The organism is Mycolicibacterium sp. XJ879, from assembly GCF_053483935.1.
Window position 1 is genome coordinate 1 of sequence record NZ_JBEFTH010000021.1, and the last position, 18,248, is coordinate 18,248.

An 18,248-nucleotide genomic window follows, 5' to 3' on the forward strand; every position below is an offset into this window, starting at 1 on the left:
GGAAATGGGTGCAACGATCTGCGTTCAGTCTGGACGAGATTTATGTGCTCCGCCATGCGCACCTACGCACGACGGATTGAATGGCCGCGCGCATAATGCCCCCTCGCTCGCTCTCGGCAAGTATTGAAGGCGAAATCTCTCGATGACGCCATGGAGGGGTAAAGGACCGTTCCTCCAACGACGTCTTCAGCGGCTGCGAGATCCAAGGCGTTAAAGCTTCACTGTTTGGAATCCAATGTTGTCGCAGGCGTGGCTCCTTCGCGGGTACATCTCTATCGGGCCTGGCAAGAAAGTGGCTCAGTGTGGCGCTGGGGGTCCAGGACGCTGATCTCGTACACCTTGTACTCGGCTCGTCGCCTGACCACTTGCGCAGATGCGGATGGTTGGCACGTGGTCGAACCCTGCCAAAGACGACTCCGTACTCGGTCAAGTGAGGCCACTTGGAGTCTGTGTTGACCTCAACCACGGTCCCTTCGCGGCCACGGAACCGCGGCCAAGTGCCCTTCGATGGACGAAGATGTTCATCGCGCCCAATGCGTACGCGATCACCAACGCTTGGCTTCATCGTGACCCACCGGCAGCACGCGCAGCCCTTGCCTTCGCGCTTGCTCGGGCCGATTCGCACCGTGTTGACTTTCCGTGTGTGCTCTCGCTCTGATGGGAGGAGCATGCCATCGGGGTCGCCTGCTTCTCAAACCGGAGCAAGTCCGCGTTTCTTGCGGTATCTGTTCGACCAGTGTGCTTTTCGGTGCGTGCCCACGTTCATGAGTAGCCAACTTTGCGCGTAGGTGACGGTTCGCACCTGTACTTCCAGGACACGCCGCAGACGACACGCGATGTCCTCACGTTGCCGCGCACCAAAAGTTTCCCCCATATGGAAGGGGAAGGAGGGAAGGGGAGTGAAAGAAGAGTGTTTCTTCTGGGAGAAGGGGGGAGAAGTTCTTGGATAGAAGGGTGAAGGATGGCAGTCGGATGAACCAGCACGTCTGCTGGCCATCTTGTGTGGTGGAGTAGCTGTCATAGCTTCCCCGGTCGGAAGAAGGGTGTGAGCACCGAGGTATAGGCAACTCGCTTCACCGAGCTGGAGTGACCTTCAACCGGACAGGCAGAGACCGTGCATCGGCTACGTCCGTCATCGTCTTCTCAAGGTGTTGGAGATCGAGGTCCGACACCAGGAATGAATCGTGGATCGGAAGGGGACACCGTCCCGTCTGCTCAATCATACGGAGCATCACCTCCACAGCCATATCGGAGTCGAGACGCTGATACCTTGCCCCACAATCGGAACCAAAGAACTCTCGGATGGGCGCATGCTTAGTCTCGAGAGCCTCAACCAACGGCACAACGACCGCTCGACAGTCATTCCGGTACTTGGACGCAGCCCCAGACAATCGCCGCAGCTCGTTGTCGCGCCCGAGGTCCTCGATCAATGCGTTGATCGCTTTGGTTCTTGTTTTGGCGTTCAACAGCACGTTCACCCCGCGCTTCACGAGATCGCGATGAAAGCGATCGATTTTGTAGAGATCGTCATCAGGCACCGAGATTCCAGCTTCGGTGTAGGCCATCATCGGGTGAAGGGTGGAGTAATCGACCTCGACTACCGGACGTCGTTCGCCGCCCACCACAAGCTCCAACATCGACCGGTTCTCGGATGGAGTCATCTGGAACGACTCCCCGAAAACATAGAACCGCCCACCCCTGTCGAAGGTTACGTTGAAGATCCTTCTGCCTCTCACGATTTCGATGTTTTCGCCAGCCAGCAGCAACTCAGACTCACACAGGTGCTTGTTGATGATCTCAAGTTCGGCTCTCATACGAACAGTTGCTTCATCGTCGGCGTAGTCGATGTCACGCTTATTCTCATCCCTCAGAACAATCGTCTCAAACTGCTGCGGAAGGCCGCGCTCTTCACAGACGTCCACCACATCACCGACCAACCCCACTAGCTTGCCTGTAGCCCAAGCAACCGACTGATATCCAGGCCCGTACTTGATGTGGTAACCGGGGCAGGTGGTCACCAGCCCTTGGCTTTCGAGAATTCTCATTGACTTCGTCACGAAGTGATGTGAGTAGAGCGGATCACCAGGTCTGTATCGATGTGGCTTGTTGTAGAAGTCCGTCTTCCGTGAGTAGTGGACACCGTCGCCGCTCAGCTTGTGCGCGTGAACAATTGACCGAGCAACGCTCGCGACGGCTCGTGTCATCCTTCTGGTCAGTCCGGTTGGCAAGTGCGGAGCAAGCAACTCGATGATGGGGTTTAGCTGTTCAGGCGTCCAGCCAAAAGTGAGTGACTCATGATCACCAATCACAGGGTTGTCGAATATACTGCTTCTCAACGTGATCACACCCAGTTGCCGATCGGCTTGCCAAGCTTGAGCAACGACTCACGGTCGATGCGAATCAGTCGCGGGCCTACCCTTGAGGCTTTCAGGAGTCCAGACGCGATATAGCGACGGATCGTCTTCTGGTCCACGCCAAGCCAATTCGCAGCCTGTCGAATCGACGGAGACGGTGGAAGTGTACGTGTGTAGTCGGGATTCGAGCGTGAACGCACTGGTAGCTCCTCTCAGGATCTGGGTAGCCCAGGACGAGCTACCAAGAACCCACGCTAGCTGCGACGCCAGCAGGCTGCATCGAACGAAACCCGTTGTGGCGCAGGTGGTTCTGTGAAGATTCTGTAGAGTTCACTGTAGACTTCGGTACGTCTGCGCAGTCGTGGCCTGGGACTTCGCTTCGCGAAGGTCTGCGAAGTCTGTAGAGTTCCCTGTAGAGTTAAAGATAGTTTTGTTCGCTCAGGGCTTAATCCTGGCTCCGATCTACCCCCTGACTAGGAGCCACCAACTTTGACATGGCCTCCGCGATCTTGACGTCGCGCTCCTGCGCTGCAATTTGATACCGCATCGCCATGCCGGGCGTCGTATGACCCAACCGCCGCATCAATTCTTTGGTTGTCGCCCCGGCCTGCGCCGCCAACGTCGCCCCCACATGTCGCAAATCGTGGACGCGCATCTCTGGCTTGCCAACCGCAGCGAAACCCGCCTTGACGGCCTTCGTGAACGCCGTCGTGGACAACCGCTTGCCTCGTGTAGTGGTGAACACAAACGCCTCCGGGCCTCTGCCCGTATGCTTCCCGATGTGCTCGTGCAGCTGCTCGGCGATGTGCGGCGGCACAGTCACGTCACGAATACCGGCATCAGTCTTCGGAGGTCCAACCACCAGGTTGTTGCCGACCCTTGTAGCAGCTCTCCGAATCCTGAGTATGATCCGGTCGCCCTCGGTGTGAACATCCTTGCGTCGCAGCTCGATCAACTCGCCAAAACGCAGCCCACACCACGCAGCGACCAGCACAGCCACCCGATATGCCTCCGGCGCTGACTCGGCTACCATATCCAACTCAGCCGGAGTCAACGGTTTAACGTCACGCGGTTTCGGTGGCTTTCCAGCCGACTTGATCTGGCACGGATTCTCCGTCACAGCCTTGTCCTCGACTGCGGTGTTGTAGATGGCCTTGAGAAGCTGGTAGGCGTGCGTGTTGCTCGTCGGCGTGGACTTCCCTAATCCGATCCACCATGCCCGCACTCGTGCCGGTGTGATGGCCCTCAGGATCTCGTCGCCCAGTTCGGGCAGGATCCGCGTCTTGAGAAGCCGTGTATACAGGGCGTGGGTCTTCGGCGTCAGGTCTCGGTGTTTCACCCACTGGTCGGAGTACTCCCGCAGCGTTACCCCGGCTACAGCTTTGAGTGCCGCCCTAGACTCAGGTGGCGACCACTCCCCTAACTCGATCAGCTTGCGTTCGTTGGCCAACCAACCCTCGGCGTCGGTGCGGTTGTCGTACGTGTGTGTGGCGTAGTACCGCTTGCCGTCGTCGTACATGTAGGACGCTTGGACACGTCCACTTCGCATGGTGCGCAGGGTGCCAAAACTCCGTCTCCTGGCTGTCTTCTGTGTAGCCACGTTTGCAACCTTAATGCAACGCTAACGAGTCCATTTCTGTCTACGACCAGGGAGTCCTGTCCCCATCAACGTTGCAAAAGGTCTGACAGTAAATGGCCTCTACACTGCTCATACATGGCCTCTCAGCCACCAGGTTGTGATCCTGGCTGTCGCGGGTTCGAGTCCCGTCAGCCACCCCGACGGGTCAGGGAGCGGATTTCCGCTCCCTGACCTTTTTTCGGCTCAGATGTTGGCGTTGCCGGCCTTCCACGTCTCCCACGGGATGTTCCAGTCCCCGAGGCCGTCGGTGCCCGGCAGCGTCGACCCAACCGTGTTGACGACCTCGACGACGTCGCCGCGCTTGGAGTTGTTGTAGTACCACTGCCCGTTGCTGGTGCTGACGTTGACGCAGCCGTGGCTGACGTTGCTGTGGCCCTGGCTGCCCACCGACCACGGCGCCGCGTGCACGTAGATGCCGCTGTAGGAGATCTGGGTGGCCCAGTCCACCTCGGTGCGGTATCCGTTGGGCGAATTGACCGGCACGCCGTAGGTCGACGAGTCCATCACCATGTGGGCGCGCTTCTCGCCGACGATGTAGGTGCCGTTGTTGGTGGGTGTGCTGTTCTTGCCCATCGACACCGGCATCGTCTTGATGACCTCGCCGTTGCGCTTGACCGTCATCGTCTTGGTGTTGTCGTCGATCGTGGAGATGACCTCGTCGCCGATCGTGAAGTGCGTGGAGACGTTCTCCTGCCCGAACAACCCGTCACCCAGGTCCACCCCGTAGGTGTTGACCGAAACATCCACCGTCGTACCGGGCTTCCAGTAATGGGCTGGGCGCCAACGGACCTCGCGGTTGTTCAACCAGTAGAAGGCGCCGTCGACGTGCGGCGTGGTCTTGATCTCGATCGCCCGCTGGGCGGCCAGCCGGTTCGGGATGTTCTCGTCGAACCGGATCGCGACCGGCTGACCGACGCCCACGACCTCACCGTCGCTGGGCACCACGTAGGGCATCGTCAGGTTCTCCGGCGAGTGCGTTTCGAACGTCATCTGCCTGCTGGTCGCGCCGCCGAGGCCCATCGACTCCGCGGTCAGCGTGTAGCGCTTGTTGTAGCCCAGCGGCTCGGTGGTCGACCAGGTCAGTCCGTCGGGGCTCAGCTTGCCGTCCACGACGCGACCGTTTTCGTTCACCATCGTGACCGAGCCGAGCACACCGGACTCCGCGCTGACCGTCACCGGGGCGTCGACGCTGACCCCCACTGCGCCGTCCTTGACCGAGGACACCAACTTGGGGATGAGCAAATCCCCGAACGGGGTGCCCTTGTCGTCGATCACCTGGGGCTCCGGCGGCGCGGAGTTGCTGCTGCACGCAGACAGCCCCAACGCGACCACGGGGACAAGGGCAATGGCTGTCAGCCATGCACGACGTCGACGCGGACGGGTCACCGTCGGGACCTGCCACATTCTCTTTCCACCTCGCAAACAGGAACAACCGAGCAACGCTTCTTTTGCAACAGTGTACGGGGCAAATTCGACTACGGGTCGCCTCGACGGGCTCGCCTGTGACCGTCTGCGCCCGGGATTTCACCCTGCGCCAGAGCGCCTGTTATTGTCGCACACGCAGCGCCGTTAGCTCAGTTGGTAGAGCAGCTGACTCTTAATCAGCGGGTCCGGGGTTCGAAACCCTGACGGCGCACCCATCACGGTCGATCTGTCGACTTTCATGGCGCGCCCCGCTAGGCGGGGCGACGCCTTCACTCCGGCCCTGCGCCGACCCCCCCTGGGCCCCTTCGGTCGCGTGACCTGGGCTGGCCAAGTCGTTGCGGATGACGCAGACGTAAATTACTTCACCCGATTGGCAGGTCAACCGAAGGCTGTGTGCTGGCGATGGCATAAGCAAAGTTATGGCAGGAATCACACGCCGCGCATATGAGTTGCGGAGCGAACGTGGTCGCCGCCCAAATTCCAGGTTTTAAGCTGCTAGAAGGTGGATGTGTCTGCTACAGTTTCGGTTAGCTGACCACAGGTTCGCGGACCGCAGGTGAGCAAGTTGCACAAAGGGACGGGGAATTAGCTGATGTCGCAGATGAGCGGATCGCTTACGGCTGGAGCCGGGGGTTCGCATGCTGGCGATGAGGTAGCTGCGGACGGCCCCATCGCGGTGTACAACTGCAGTCGCATTGGCCGGGTCGCCAATCCGCCGACCTTTTCCTTCGCCGACTGGTTCCGCTCCGCGCGTCGCCGGGGCTGACGGCGTCAGCCGTGCTTGATCCGCCGCACGGTCAGTACGAGCAGCAACGCACCCACCCCGGCCAGCGACATCGCCACAGCCGGCTTCTTGACGAACCGCACGACACCGGCCTTGAGATCCTCGGCCAGCCTGCTGGGGTTGGCCCGTTCGGCCAGAATGTCCACGGTCGACGCCAACTGATCACGTGCCTGATCGATGTCCCGCTTGATGGTGTCGGGATCGCGGTCTGCCACTTGCGCCTCCAAGCCGCCTGAGAAGTCGCCACTCCGCTGCGGAGCCTGTCGATCTACCCTAGAGCAGCCCGCGCTCACCGCAGCGCACCGGTCAACAAGAAGGGATGCTCAGGCGTGGCACAGACACCGCGACTCGAGGTCGGCGACAAAGCCCCCGCGTTCAGCCTGCCGGATGCCGACGGCAACACCGTCAAGCTCAGCGACTACCGGGGCCGCAAGGTCGTCGTCTACTTCTACCCGGCCGCCTCGACGCCCGGTTGCACCAAACAAGCCTGCGATTTCCGCGACAATCTCAGCGAGCTGAACGACGCCGGCATCGAGGTCATCGGCATCTCACCGGATAAGCCGGAGAAGCTGGCGAAGTTTCGCGACGCGCAAAAGCTGACCTTCCCGCTGCTGTCGGATCCCGACCGCAGGGTGCTCACGGCATGGGGTGCCTTCGGCGAGAAAACCATGTACGGCAAGACCGTTCAGGGCGTGATCCGCTCAACTTTCCTCGTCGACGAGAAGGGCAACATCGGGGCGGCGCAGTACAACGTGCGCGCTACCGGTCACGTCGCGAAGCTACGACGCGACCTGTCGGTCTGAGCCCAGTTTCGCCAACAGCAGCGCCTCGGCGGTGGCCGCGCGTTCCAGCACCCCCAGGTGCAGGCTCTCGTTGACGCTGTGCGCTTGTGTCGCAGGGTCTTCCACGCCGGTGACGAGAATCGTCGCGTCCGGGAATGCCTCGGCGAACTCCGCGATGAACGGTATCGAGCCGCCCACTCCGGTGTCGACGGCTTCAGCGCCCCACGCCTCCCTAAACGCGGCGCGCGCGGCATCGTAGACCGGGCCGCTGGCATCGATCGCGTACGGCTGGCCCAGATCGCCGGGCGTGATGGTCACCTGCGCGCCCCACGGCGCGTTCTCTTCGAGGTGCCGCGTCAGGGCTTCTAGATGTGCGCCGGCGTCACCGCCGGGGGCCACCCGCATGCTGATCTTCGCTTTGGCCCGCGGGATCAGGGTGTTCGACGATTTGTCGATCGACGTCGTGTCGATCCCGATCACCGTAATCGCCGGCTTGGCCCATAGCCGTTGCGGCGCAGAGCCGGAACCGATCTCGGAGACACCATCGAGTAGGCCGGTCTCCTCGCGCACCCTCTCGGGTGGATAGTCGACGTCGAACGCGGTGGCCTCATGCAGTCCGGCGACCGCGACGTTGCCGCCGTCGTCGTGCAGGCTCGCCAACAACCGCACCAATACGCTCAGCGCATCGGGCACCACACCGCCCCACAGCCCGGAATGCAGGCCGTGATCGAGGGTGGCCACCTCGACGACGCAGTCGACGAGGCCGCGCAGCGAGACCGTCAGCGACGGCACCTCGGTGCTCCAGTTGTCGGAATCGGCGATGACGATGACATCGGCGGCCAGCGTCTCGCGGTGTGCTGCCAGCAACCGCGACAGTGACGGCGAGCCGGATTCTTCCTCGCCTTCGACGAACACCGTCACCCCGACCGGCGGGTTACCGCCGTGGGCGCGAAACGCCGCCAAATGCGTTGCGATCCCCGCCTTGTCATCAGCGGTGCCCCGGCCGTAGAGTCGGCCGTCGCGCTCGGTCGGCTCGAACGGCGGCGTGTTCCACTGGGTGTGGTCGCCCTCGGGCTGGACGTCGTGGTGGGCGTACAGCAGCACGGTCGGCGCTCCCGGCGGCGCCGGATGACGTGCGATGACGGCAGGCGCGCCGCCCTCGCTGACGATCTGGATATCGCCGAACCCCGCGTCCGACAGCAGCTTCGCCACCGCGTCCGCGCTGCGGTGCACCTGCGGACGGCGGGCCGGGTCGGCCCATACCGACTCGATGCGCACCAGGTCGTCGAGATCGCGCCGTACCGACGACAGCACTTCACGCACGCGTTGCACCAGATCGCTCATGGCGACGACGCTAGCCGCGAAACCGTACTCCGGCAGGCGCGCTCTCGCACTTTCTCTGCAAAAATGCAATCTCGCGCCAGGGGGCTCAGCGCTCCTCGAGGATCGCGACCGCCGCGGCGGTGTCGGCCTCGTGGGTCAGCGACAGATGGATCGTCACTTCCTTGAGATGTTCGGCGATCGCCCCGGTGAGCCGGACCTTGGGCCGGCCCCACATGTCGGTGATGACCTCGATGTCGCGGTGGATACCCTCGGGCAGCACCGGCCGCTTGGCGAACCGCGACCCCGACCACGCCTTGATGACGGCCTCCTTGGCCGCCCAGCGCGCGGCCAGATGTCGCGCCGCCGACGAACTCTTGTCGGCGGCGTCGCGGCGCTCACCCGGCGTGAACGTCTCGGCGAACACCGTGCCCGGCTGGTCGACCTGCTCGGCGAACTCGGGGATGGACACCAGGTCGATCCCCACCCCGACTATTGCCATGGGCGCGACGTTATCTCACGATGTCGGTGCCACATACACGTCGCCATCGCCGAGCCGCGACGCCGGGTTGAGCAGCATCTCGGCTTCCTGCCGCTTCTCGGGCGCGTCGGCGGCGAACCGGCGGTCGGCCGGTTTCTCGTACAGCGCCGGACCGCCCGCGATCGCCGACGCCAACCGCAGTTGGCCCGCCAGCACCCGAGCGTTGGCACGCTCGCGGTAGTCCGCACGCTGAGCCGGGCTCAGCGCGGCGAGGAACGCCTGCGGATGCACCAGCGCCACCAGACCCGACACGTGTCCGAAGCCGAGGCTGGTCACCAAACCGGCCTTCAGCGGGAACTTTTCACCGAACCGCAGGGTGTCGCGGAGCCAGACCAGGTGCGCGGCGCCGGCGAGTTCGTCGTCGACGCAGTCCAGGCTGCGGTTGGGCGGGATCACCCCGTCGCGCAGGATCTGGCACAGGCCCATGATCTGGAACGCCGCGGCGCCGCCCTTGGAGTGGCCGGTCAGGCTTTTCTGCGACACCACGAACAGCGGTGCGCCGTCTGAGCGGCCCAACGAGTCGGCGAGCCGTTCGTGCAACTCGGTCTCGTTGGGGTCGTTGGCCAGCGTCGAGGTGTCGTGCTTGCTCACCACGGCGATGTCGTCGGCGCCGACGCCCAATTTGGCGAGCGAACGCGCCAGTTCGGACTGGCGCCCGCCGCGGCCCGCGCTGAGCGCGCCCATACCCGGGGCCGGGATCGATGTGTGCACGCCGTCGGCGAAGGACGACACATAGCCCACCACCGCCAGCACCGGCAGGCCCATCTTCAGCGCCAGGTCGCCGCGGGCCAGCAGCACGGTGCCACCGCCCTGCCCCTCGACGAACCCGAGCCGGCGCCGATCGTTGGCCCGCGAGAACTTCGAGTCGCTGATGCCCTTGGCGCGCATCATCTCGGTGTCGGCGGTGGCCGACATATCCCCGAAGCCGATGATGGCTTCCAGCGTCAGGTCGTCGTATCCGCCGGCGACGACGAACTCGGCCTTACCCAACCGGATCTTGTCGACGCCCTCCTCGACCGACACGGCCGCGGTGGCGCACGCACCGACCGGGTGGATCATCGCGCCGTAGCTGCCGATGTAGGACTGCACGACGTGGCCCGCGTACACGTTGGGCAGCACTTCCTGCAGGATGTCGTTCGGCTTGTTCCTGCCCAGCAGGTTGCCGTGGTACATCGTCTGCATCGACGTCATACCGCCCATACCGGTGCCCTGCGTGCTGGCCACCAGGCTGGGATGCACCCACCGCATCAGTTCCGCCGGAGTGAACCCCGCCGAGAGGAACGCGTCGACGGTGGTGACGAGGTTCCAGATCGCCAGCCGGTCAATGGAGTTCATCATCTCCTGGCTGACGCCGTAGACCATCGGGTTGAACCCGGTCGGGATCTGCGCGCCGACGGTGCGCGACAGCTTGGTCTTACGCGGAACCCGGATCTCGGTGCCCGCCTTGCGGGTGACCTGCCAGTCGGCGCTGTCGGGCACCGGTGCGATGACGGTGTGCTCGGGGTCGAACTGTACGAACGCCCTGGCCTCTTCCTCGCTGGACACCACGAACGTGAAGTCCTTGTCCAGAAAGACCGAAACCAGCAGCGGTGCAGCGTGATCGGGGTCGATCGCGCCGTCGTCGACGAACTCGCGGATGCCCACCCGTTCGACGACAGCGTCGTGGTAGCGCTCCACCAGCTCGCCCTCGTCGACGAGGTCACCGGTCTCGGTGTCGTACCAGCCGGGGGTCGGATCGTCCTCCCATTTGACCAGGCCGGTGGTCCACGCGAGCTCCAGCACACCGGCCGCCGACAGCTCGTTGTCGACCTCCATCTCGTAGCGGGTCCGAGACGAGCCGTACGGGCCCAACTCGGCGCCGCCGACGATCACCACCAGATCGGCCGGGTCGACGTCGAGGTCGTCCCACGCCGGCGGCGGCGCCGGGCGATGACCGCGCGGCGGTGACGGCAGGGCCCGGATCATTCCGTGCTCTTCGGGCTCTTCCTCAGCCGACTCCGACACCATCTCGTCGCGAGCCTTGGCCGAGAGCTCCGCGAGATCGAGCTCGACGTCGGCCAGCCCACCGGTGAGGTCGGCCTGCAGCGGTTCACGTGCGGCGGCCACCTTCGCCTCCATGCCGCACAGCTCGAGCAGCATGGCCGCCATCTGTTCGGTGGTGTAGGTGGTCACCCCGGCTTCTTCGACGGCGTCGACGATCGCGTCGTTGTGCCCCATCAGCCCGGTGCCCTTGGTCCAGCCGATCAGCGCGTGCGCCAACGAGACCCGTTGTGCCCACGATGTTTCGGCCTTCCAGCGGGAAACCAGAGCGTCGAGCGAGGCCTTGGACTCGCCGTACGCGCCGTCGCCGCCGAACATGCCGCGGTTCGGCGAGCCGGGCAGCACCACGTGCAACCGCGCGGCCACGTCGCGTTCGGCGCCGACGTGCGATAGCCCGCCGATCAGCCGCTGCACCGCCCACAGCAACACCTTCATCTCCATCTCGGCGCGCGATCCGGCGTCGGAGAGGTCGCCGGCCACCCGCGGCGCCGCGAACGGGAACAACAACGTCGGTGTCAACGCATCCTTGAGGTGAATCGACTGCGGCCCAAGGCTTTCAGTCTGTTCAGTGCCGACCCAGGAGACCAGCGCGTCGATGTCGGTGTAGGACGCCATGTTGGCGGGAACCACCCACAGCTTGGCGTCGAACCGGGCGTGGTCGCGGTACAGCGTGCGGTAGAACGCCAACCGGTCGTCATCGAGCCTCGAGGTCGTGGCGATCACCGTCGCCCCGCCGTCGAGGAGTTTGGCGACCACGGACGCGGCGATCGACCCCTTCGACGCACCGGTCACCACCGCGACCTCGTCGTTGTAGCGGCCCTTACCGGGGTTCTCGGCGCCTGCGGCGGCGCGGCCGTACAGCGAGGCGTGGATGTTGCGGCCCGCCGCCAGTGCCTTGCCCTGCCACCAGGTGGCCTGCTTGCCGACGATATGACCGGTGCCCTCGAACCGCTCGGAGAGCCGCGTCCAGTCCGCGTCGACCTCATCGTCGTCCATCAGCCACAGCTGGGCCAGATCCTCGCGCGCGCTGGCCCAGCGGTCGTCGAACAGCACCGCCTTGCGGCCGTCGAACACCGGGGCCACCAACCGCGGCCAGTCCGAGCCCAACTCGGCGGTGACCAGATCGATCAGCTCGGCATCGGTGGTCTCCGGCACGCTGACCGGGGTGTCCAGCCCGAGTTGGCTCAGGATCAGCCGAGCGGTCGAGGCGAGCACCCCGTCGGGGCCCGTCACCTGTGCGGCGAACTCGCCCAGCGCGGCCGAGTCGACCACGCCGCCTCCCGGGCCTGCGGCCGCCGCGGGCAGCGTTACCGCAACACCTTGGCGTGCGCCCACCGCGGCGACGGCGGCGTCGATCACCTTGTCGACGGTCGCCGCGTCGGCGAGCGCGCCGTCGTGCAGGCCGCCGAGGTCACCGCCGCGCACGCTGGAACCCTCGCGGGTGCCCAACGCGACCTCGACCGTGACGTGCTTGACCCAGCCGTCGCCGAGTTCCCAGGTCTTCTTGACCCGCTCGGCGATGTAGGCCGGACGCTTCCCGGACGGGCCGAGCACGGTGCGCAGCTGGTCGTTGATCGCATCGGAAAGCACTGGGCCGAACGGCTTGTAGGTGCGGGCCAGTTTGGTGACCTGGCCCTTGAGCCCGGCCAGGTCGGCTTCGCCCGCGCCGTCGATGGCGCCGAGGTTCAGCTCTGAACCCAGGTCCACCAGCAGCTGGTTGCGTCGCGACGACGCGCCGTCGGTGATGGACTCGATGGAGTCCAGCGGCTCGATCTGGTCGACGCGCATCTTCGCCGACAGCGCGATCAGCGCCATGGTGGCGTCGGCGGCGTCGTAACCGAGGTCGTCGGGGCGCGGACCGCCCGACGGTGCGCCAGGGCTTGTGGGTGCCGCGGGTGCCGGTGCGGCCGGAGCCGCCTCGACCGCTTCGACCTTGGGGGCCGGTGCGTCGTCGAATTCGACCTCCGGCTCGGGGTCGGTGTCGGTGGCGAAAAGCACCGCGGCGTCCCGCTCGGCGTTGAGTACCTCGGTGGTGTTGTGCGAGTACTCGGGCAGCTTCAGCGTGTTCCGCGCCAGGCCAGCCACAGTCGGTGCGGACTTCACGCCGATCTCGACGAACCGCTCGACACCGAGGCCGCCCGCTGCCTCCTCGATGAACAGCAGGTCCTGGGTCTCGATCCAGCGCACCGGGCTGGCGAACTGCCAGGCCAGCAACTCGATGACGACCTTGCGGCACAACTCCGCGGGCCGCTCGTTACGCCAGGTGTCGTAGTCGGCCAGGATCTCGTCGAGCGGTTCGGCCGGAACCAGTTCCCGGATCTCTTCGATGAAGTCGCGATCGAGCGTGAACGGCCGCGGCACCAGGTTCGGGATATAGCGCCCGACAACAAGTTCCGGATCCGTCTCGTCGGGCATCACCCGTTCCAGCGCGCGCCGGAAGTCGTTGACGCCGATGCGCAGCACCGAGGAGTGGAACGGCACGTCGATACCGGGCACAAGGATGAAGGAGCGCTTCCCGCCGGTGATCTGGCGGCGCTTCTCGACTTCCTCCTCCAGCGCCTCCAGGCCGGCGACGGTGCCGGCGATCGCATACTGCGAACCGCGCAGGTTATAGTTCACGATCTGCAGGAATTCGCCTGTGCGCTGCGAGATTTCGTCGATGAAGGTGCCGACGTCGGCGTCGTCGAGGTCGATCTGGGACGGCCGGATGGCCGCCATCCGGTAGTCCGACCGGCCCTGCGCATCCCGCGGGACGATGTCGTGCATCTTGGAGCCGCGGTGAAAGACCGCTTCCAGCAGGCCTTCGAGCTTGTACACGCCGATGACGCACGCCAGCGCGGTGTACTCACCGACCGAGTGACCACAGGCGATCGCGCCTTCGACGAACGCGCCCTGCTCGCGCATCTCGGCGACCTGGGCCGCGGCCACGGTCGCCATCGCGACCTGGGTGAACTGGGTCAGGTAGAGCACACCCTCGGGATGGTGGTAGTGCACACCGGAGGCGATCAGGCTGGTCGGGTTGTCGCGCACCACATGAAGCACCGAGAAGCCGAGGACATCGCGGGTGAATTTGTCGGCACTGTCCCAGATCTTGCGGGCGGCCTTCGAACGTGCCCGCACCTCCATGCCCATACCCTTGGACTGGATGCCCTGGCCGGGGAAGGCGTAGACGGTCTTGGGCGCCGCCAGCTGAGCGGTCGCCGACATCACCAGCTCGTTGCCGACACGTGCGGCGACCTCGATCACCTCGGCGCCACGGTCGATGCCGACGCGGTCGACACGGAACTCGATCTCGTCGCCGGGCAGCACCATCCCCAAGAAGCGTGAGGTCCAGCCCACCAGGCGGGCCGGCGGGGTGGCCCTGCCGTCGGTGGCGGTGACCACGTGCTGGGCTGCCGCCGAGAGCCACATCCCGTGCACGATCGGCGTTTTCAGCCCGGCCAGCAACGCCGCCGCCCGGTCGGTGTGGATCGGGTTGTGGTCACCGGAGACCACCGCGAACGCGCTCATGTCGGTCGGGGCGGCGACGGTGACGTCTCGACGACGGCGCCGTGGCGTGTCAGTCGCGTTGTCGGTCATCGCGCCGCCGGCGCGCGGTGGATCGGCGAGTTCGGCCGCGCCGGTGCGACCGCGGATCGCGAACCGCTCCTCCAGTCGGGCCAGCACGGTGCCGTCGCCGTCGGCGATGCTGACACTGACGGGGATGACGCGCCCGTACTCGGTGTCTGAGGCCTCGGAAACCGTTGCGGTGACGGCTAATTCGGCCGTGTTCTTGGGCATCGGCGCGAGCAGGTGCGCGGCGTGGTCGAGGTGCACGAGGTTCAGCAGGCCTTCGACGACGGGGAAGCCGTCCTCGCTGGTGGCCGAGCCGATGACCGCGAACACGGCAGGCCAGCAGTGGCCCACGAGCGCATCAGGCACCAGCGTGAGCCCCGGGGCCAACGGCGCACCGAACGTCGCGGTGACGCCGGTGTGGTCGGCGACCTGTTCGGGGTCCCAGTCCACAGTCACCGTCGCGGTGTTGCCGTCGACCGGCGGCAGCGCATCGGGGGTGCGCGCGCCCGCGGCGATCGCGAGAACCGAACGCATCGCCGCCGATGCGTCCTCGACGGTCACGACCGGCATACCACCGTTGACCGTGCAGGACGGCAGCGTGAACCCGATGTTGATCCAGATGTCGGAGAGCGGAACGCTCAGCGTGACGCCGTCGGCGCCGAGTTCGAGCCGCGCACCCGTGGAAGCGTGTGTGGCGCTGGGCTTTCCGGGTACATCGTTGACCTGCCACTCCTCGGGCGGGCCGATGCGGTGCACCGGGTTGATCGCCGTGCGCCCAGCCCACAACACGTCCGGCGAATCGAGCACGACCGCGAGCGGACCGCTGATGTCGGCGCGCGCGAAGCGGCGCGACACCACCGGTACGGGGTGACCGTCGGTGGCGAGCGCCTGATCGATCGCGGCCTGCTCGAAGCGGTCCAGCAGTTCGCCCACCGGTTCGTCGACGCGGGTGATGCCAGCCACCGCCTGGGTGCCCGGGATGATGCACACCTGCTCGGCCGCATACCGTGCGTCGTGCGCCTGCCACAGCGAATCGCTGCGCCACCAACGCCGCACGTCCTTGTCGATGACGGGGACGAAGTTCACCGGCTTACCCGGGGTCTTGCACAGCGTGATGAAGAACGGCACGTCGGCGGGATGCAGCTTGAGCGTCTCAGCCTCCGGGTAGTGCGCCAGCAGCGCGGCGATCGCCTGCTGCGGATCCTCCAGCAGCGCAGCATCATCGAAGAGCGTTTCGATCGTTCCGGAGTCGTGCGGATGCAACCGGGCCTCGGCGCGGTGCAGCATGTCTGCGAAGCGGTCGCGCCAGGTGTCGGCCAGCCACGGGCTGCCCGGTGCCGCAGTGTCGGCGGTGCTGTCGCCGTCACCGACCGTGAGCTCGACGTAGCGCTGAAGCCACTGCAGATAGGTCATCTCGCCAACGTCGCCGAAGTAGGGCTTGCAGGTGGCGGCCATCGCCGCGATCAGCTCGTCGCGTCGGGCCGCCACTGCGTCGGCGTCACCGGCGACCTCGTCGAGCAGTCGGCCGCAGCGCGATGCCGCGTTATCGATCTCGTGAATGTCGGCGCCGAGCTGGCTGCGCGAGGATGCCATGCCGCCCTGGGCTTTTCCGGCGCTGATCCAGTGATCGGTGCCGGTCGTCTCAACGAGCATCTGCTTGACCGCCGGAGAGGTGGTGGCCTCCAGCGTCGCCATCGCCGCGGTGCCGACCAGGATGCCGTCGACGGGCATGGGCGGGAAGTTGTAGGCCTTGGCCCAGTCCCCGGACAAGTATTCGGCGGCCCGCTCGGGGGTGCCGATACCACCACCGACACAGACTGTGATGTTGGGTCGCTTGCGCAGGTCGGCGTAGGTGTCCAGCAGCAGGTCGTCGAGGTCTTCCCACGAGTGGTGCCCGCCTGCGCGGCCGCCCTCGATGTGCACGATGACGTCCTTGCCGGGCACCTCGGCGGCGATGTTGATCACCGACTTGATCTGGTCGACGGTGCCGGGTTTGAACACCACGTGGCTGATGCCCACGCTGTTGAGTTCGTCGATCAGCTCGACGGCTTCGGCGAGTTCGGGGATACCCGCGCTGACGACGACACCGTCGATCGGTGCACCGGACTGACGAGCCCTCTGCACCAACCGCTTTCCGCCGAGTTGCAGCTTCCACAGGTACGGGTCGAGAAACAGGGAGTTGAACTGCACGGCACGGCCGGGCTCGAGCATGGCGGTCAGCTCGGCGATGCGGTCCTCGAAGATCTCCTCGGTGACCTGACCGCCGCCGGCCAGCTCCGCCCAGTGCCCGGCGTTGGCGGCCGCGGCGACGATTCTGGCGTCGACGGTCGTCGGCGTCATGCCAGCGAGCAGGATGGGCGAGCGCCCGGTCAACCGGGTGAACTTCGTCGACAGCTTCACCGAGCCGTCGGGGAGCGAAACGGTGCTCGGCGCGAAGCTCGACCAGGCCGGCGGCACTTCGGGTTCGGCGCCGACGGTGAACAGGTTGCGCTGACCGACCCGGGTGGCCGCAGGCACCAGACCGATGCCGAGCCCCCGCACGATCGGCGCGGTCACCCGTGTCGCGGTGTCGCTCGGGCCGAGGTCGACGATCCACTTCGCCCCCGCGTCGTGCAGGCGCTCGACTTCGGCCACCCAGTCGATGGGCCGCACGAAGATCGACTCGGTCATCTCGTGGGCCAACTCGGTGTCAATTCCGCACTTGGCGGCCCAGCGGTCGACGAGCTCGACACCGTCGGCCAGCCGCGGCGTGTGGAAGCCCACCTCGACCTGCACGCCGTGGAACACCGGTGAGAACACGGCGCCGCCGCGGACCTTGCTCTTGCGTTCGGCTTCTTCCTTCTCGGTGATCTTCGCGCAGTACAGCTCGAAGCGGCCGAGTTGTTCTGGCGTGCCGGTGATGACGACCGAGCGTCTGCCGTTGCGGATGGAGAGCACCGGCGGCAGCACCGTGCGAACGTCTTGGGAGAACTCCTCGAGCAGTTCGGCGATTCGGTCGGGATCGACGTTGGTCACCGACACCATCGGCGACTTGTCCCCGCGGCCGACCATGCCGCGGCGCCGCGAGATCAGCGAGCCCGCAGCGCCGATCAGCTGCAGCAGCGCCAACAGTTCGGCGTCCCTGGCGCCGTTGGCACGTAGCGACTCACAGGCCATCAGGCCCTGGGAGTGCCCGGCCATCGCCACCGGAGGGCTGCCGTGCAGATCCAAACCCTGACGGGTCAGCGCGCGAATGGCGGCCATCTGGGTCAGCAGGATGCCGGGGCCCGAGATCGCGGCGGTGATCAGCTGCTTGTTGGTGGGCAGCGGCTCTTCGGCGGCCAACGCCCGCACCCACTTCATGGGTTCGAAACCGATGGGACGCACCACGACCAGCTCCCGGGCCACCGGTTCGAGCAGCAGCTCGGCCTCCCCGACCACCTCGCTCAGCTCGGACTCGATACCGGCCGAGCTGACGAGCTCTTCGAGATTCTCCAGCCAGGAGCCGCCCTGACCGCCGAACGCCACGGCATAGGGTTCGCCGGCGTTGAGCCGATCAACGAGGGCGTGCGTACCGGCAAGGACGGCTGCGCCCTGCGTCTTGCTGTCGGTGGGCGCCCCGCGTTGCTCGTTGATCGTCACGTCTTGTCGTCTCCTCGGTCCCGCGTTAGTGCTCGTCGTGTGTGGCCGTCGGCCGGGGTGTTTCGGCGGCTGTCGCGCGTCGGCGCAGCTCTGCGATTCGGCGTTGAATCCCGACTGGTCTGGGTCTGTTGGCCAGACGAATCCGCGACCGTACGCGCGGACCTGTCCAGCCGTACTAAGAGTGTCA

9 protein-coding genes and 1 tRNA gene are annotated in these 18,248 nt (G+C 65.6%); 2 read left to right on the forward strand and 8 right to left on the reverse strand.

Annotation, left to right across the window (positions count from 1 at the left end; all coding sequences use genetic code 11):
- Window positions 1–1,073 precede the first annotated feature (1,073 nt).
- The 4 genes from ABQF13_RS24970 to ABQF13_RS24985 all read right to left on the reverse strand — a co-directional run bounded on the left by ABQF13_RS24970 (window position 1,074) and on the right by ABQF13_RS24985 (window position 5,397).
- On the reverse strand, window positions 1,074–2,345 hold the full coding sequence (locus ABQF13_RS24970) for a hypothetical protein (RefSeq protein ID WP_448395492.1): 1,272 nt from the start codon (window positions 2,343–2,345) through the stop codon (window positions 1,074–1,076).
- Entirely contained in the window at window positions 2,342–2,554 is a 213-nt protein-coding gene (locus ABQF13_RS24975; RefSeq protein WP_448395493.1) for a helix-turn-helix domain-containing protein, read from the reverse strand. Before ABQF13_RS24975 ends, ABQF13_RS24970 begins: the two co-directional genes overlap by 4 nt.
- Before the next feature lie 245 nt (window positions 2,555–2,799).
- The gene (locus tag ABQF13_RS24980; RefSeq protein ID WP_448395494.1) at window positions 2,800–3,954 is read right to left on the reverse strand and encodes a site-specific integrase; all 1,155 of its coding nucleotides are present in this window, start codon (window positions 3,952–3,954) and stop codon (window positions 2,800–2,802) included.
- Between the two features lie 222 nt (window positions 3,955–4,176).
- On the reverse strand, window positions 4,177–5,397 hold the full coding sequence (locus ABQF13_RS24985; protein ID WP_448395495.1) for a L,D-transpeptidase: 1,221 nt from the start codon (window positions 5,395–5,397) through the stop codon (window positions 4,177–4,179).
- A gap of 159 nt (window positions 5,398–5,556) precedes the next feature.
- Here ABQF13_RS24985 and ABQF13_RS24990 point away from each other — a divergent pair.
- Window positions 5,557–5,629: transfer RNA gene (locus ABQF13_RS24990), tRNA-Lys, on the forward strand.
- A gap of 560 nt (window positions 5,630–6,189) precedes the next feature.
- Here ABQF13_RS24990 and ABQF13_RS24995 read toward each other — a convergent pair.
- Entirely contained in the window at window positions 6,190–6,417 is a 228-nt protein-coding gene (locus tag ABQF13_RS24995; RefSeq protein ID WP_448395496.1) for a DUF3618 domain-containing protein, read from the reverse strand.
- 114 nt (window positions 6,418–6,531) lie between these two features.
- On the opposite strand from ABQF13_RS24995, the gene bcp reads away from it, so the two are divergent.
- Entirely contained in the window at window positions 6,532–7,005 is a 474-nt protein-coding gene (bcp, locus tag ABQF13_RS25000) for a thioredoxin-dependent thiol peroxidase (RefSeq protein WP_448395497.1), read from the forward strand.
- On the opposite strand, the gene ABQF13_RS25005 is transcribed toward bcp, so the two are convergent.
- From ABQF13_RS25005 to ABQF13_RS25015, 3 genes are all read right to left on the reverse strand, one after another.
- Window positions 6,982–8,328 carry a dipeptidase gene (locus tag ABQF13_RS25005; protein ID WP_448395498.1) on the reverse strand — a complete coding sequence of 449 codons (1,347 nt, stop codon included), beginning with the start codon at window positions 8,326–8,328 and terminating at the stop codon, window positions 6,982–6,984. The two genes, bcp and ABQF13_RS25005, sit on opposite strands and share 24 nt — an antisense overlap.
- An 85-nt stretch (window positions 8,329–8,413) precedes the next feature.
- Window positions 8,414–8,806 carry a holo-ACP synthase AcpS gene (acpS, locus tag ABQF13_RS25010; protein WP_448395499.1) on the reverse strand — a complete coding sequence of 131 codons (393 nt, stop codon included), beginning with the start codon at window positions 8,804–8,806 and terminating at the stop codon, window positions 8,414–8,416.
- Window positions 8,807–8,821: 15 nt separating this feature from the next.
- A complete protein-coding gene (locus ABQF13_RS25015) occupies window positions 8,822–18,061 on the reverse strand; it encodes a fatty acid synthase subunit beta domain-containing protein (protein ID WP_448395500.1) in 9,240 nt (3,079 codons plus the stop codon).
- Window positions 18,062–18,248: the final 187 nt, after the last annotated feature.

Excerpts from the sequence above, each read along its gene's own strand:
- ABQF13_RS24985 (WP_448395495.1), bottom strand. The coding sequence starts at position 5,397 with ATGTGGCAGGTCCCGACGGTGACCCGTCCGCGTCGACGTCGTGCATGG.
- ABQF13_RS25005 (WP_448395498.1), bottom strand. The coding sequence starts at position 8,328 with ATGAGCGATCTGGTGCAACGCGTGCGTGAAGTGCTGTCGTCGGTACGG.
- acpS (WP_448395499.1), bottom strand. The coding sequence starts at position 8,806 with ATGGCAATAGTCGGGGTGGGGATCGACCTGGTGTCCATCCCCGAGTTC.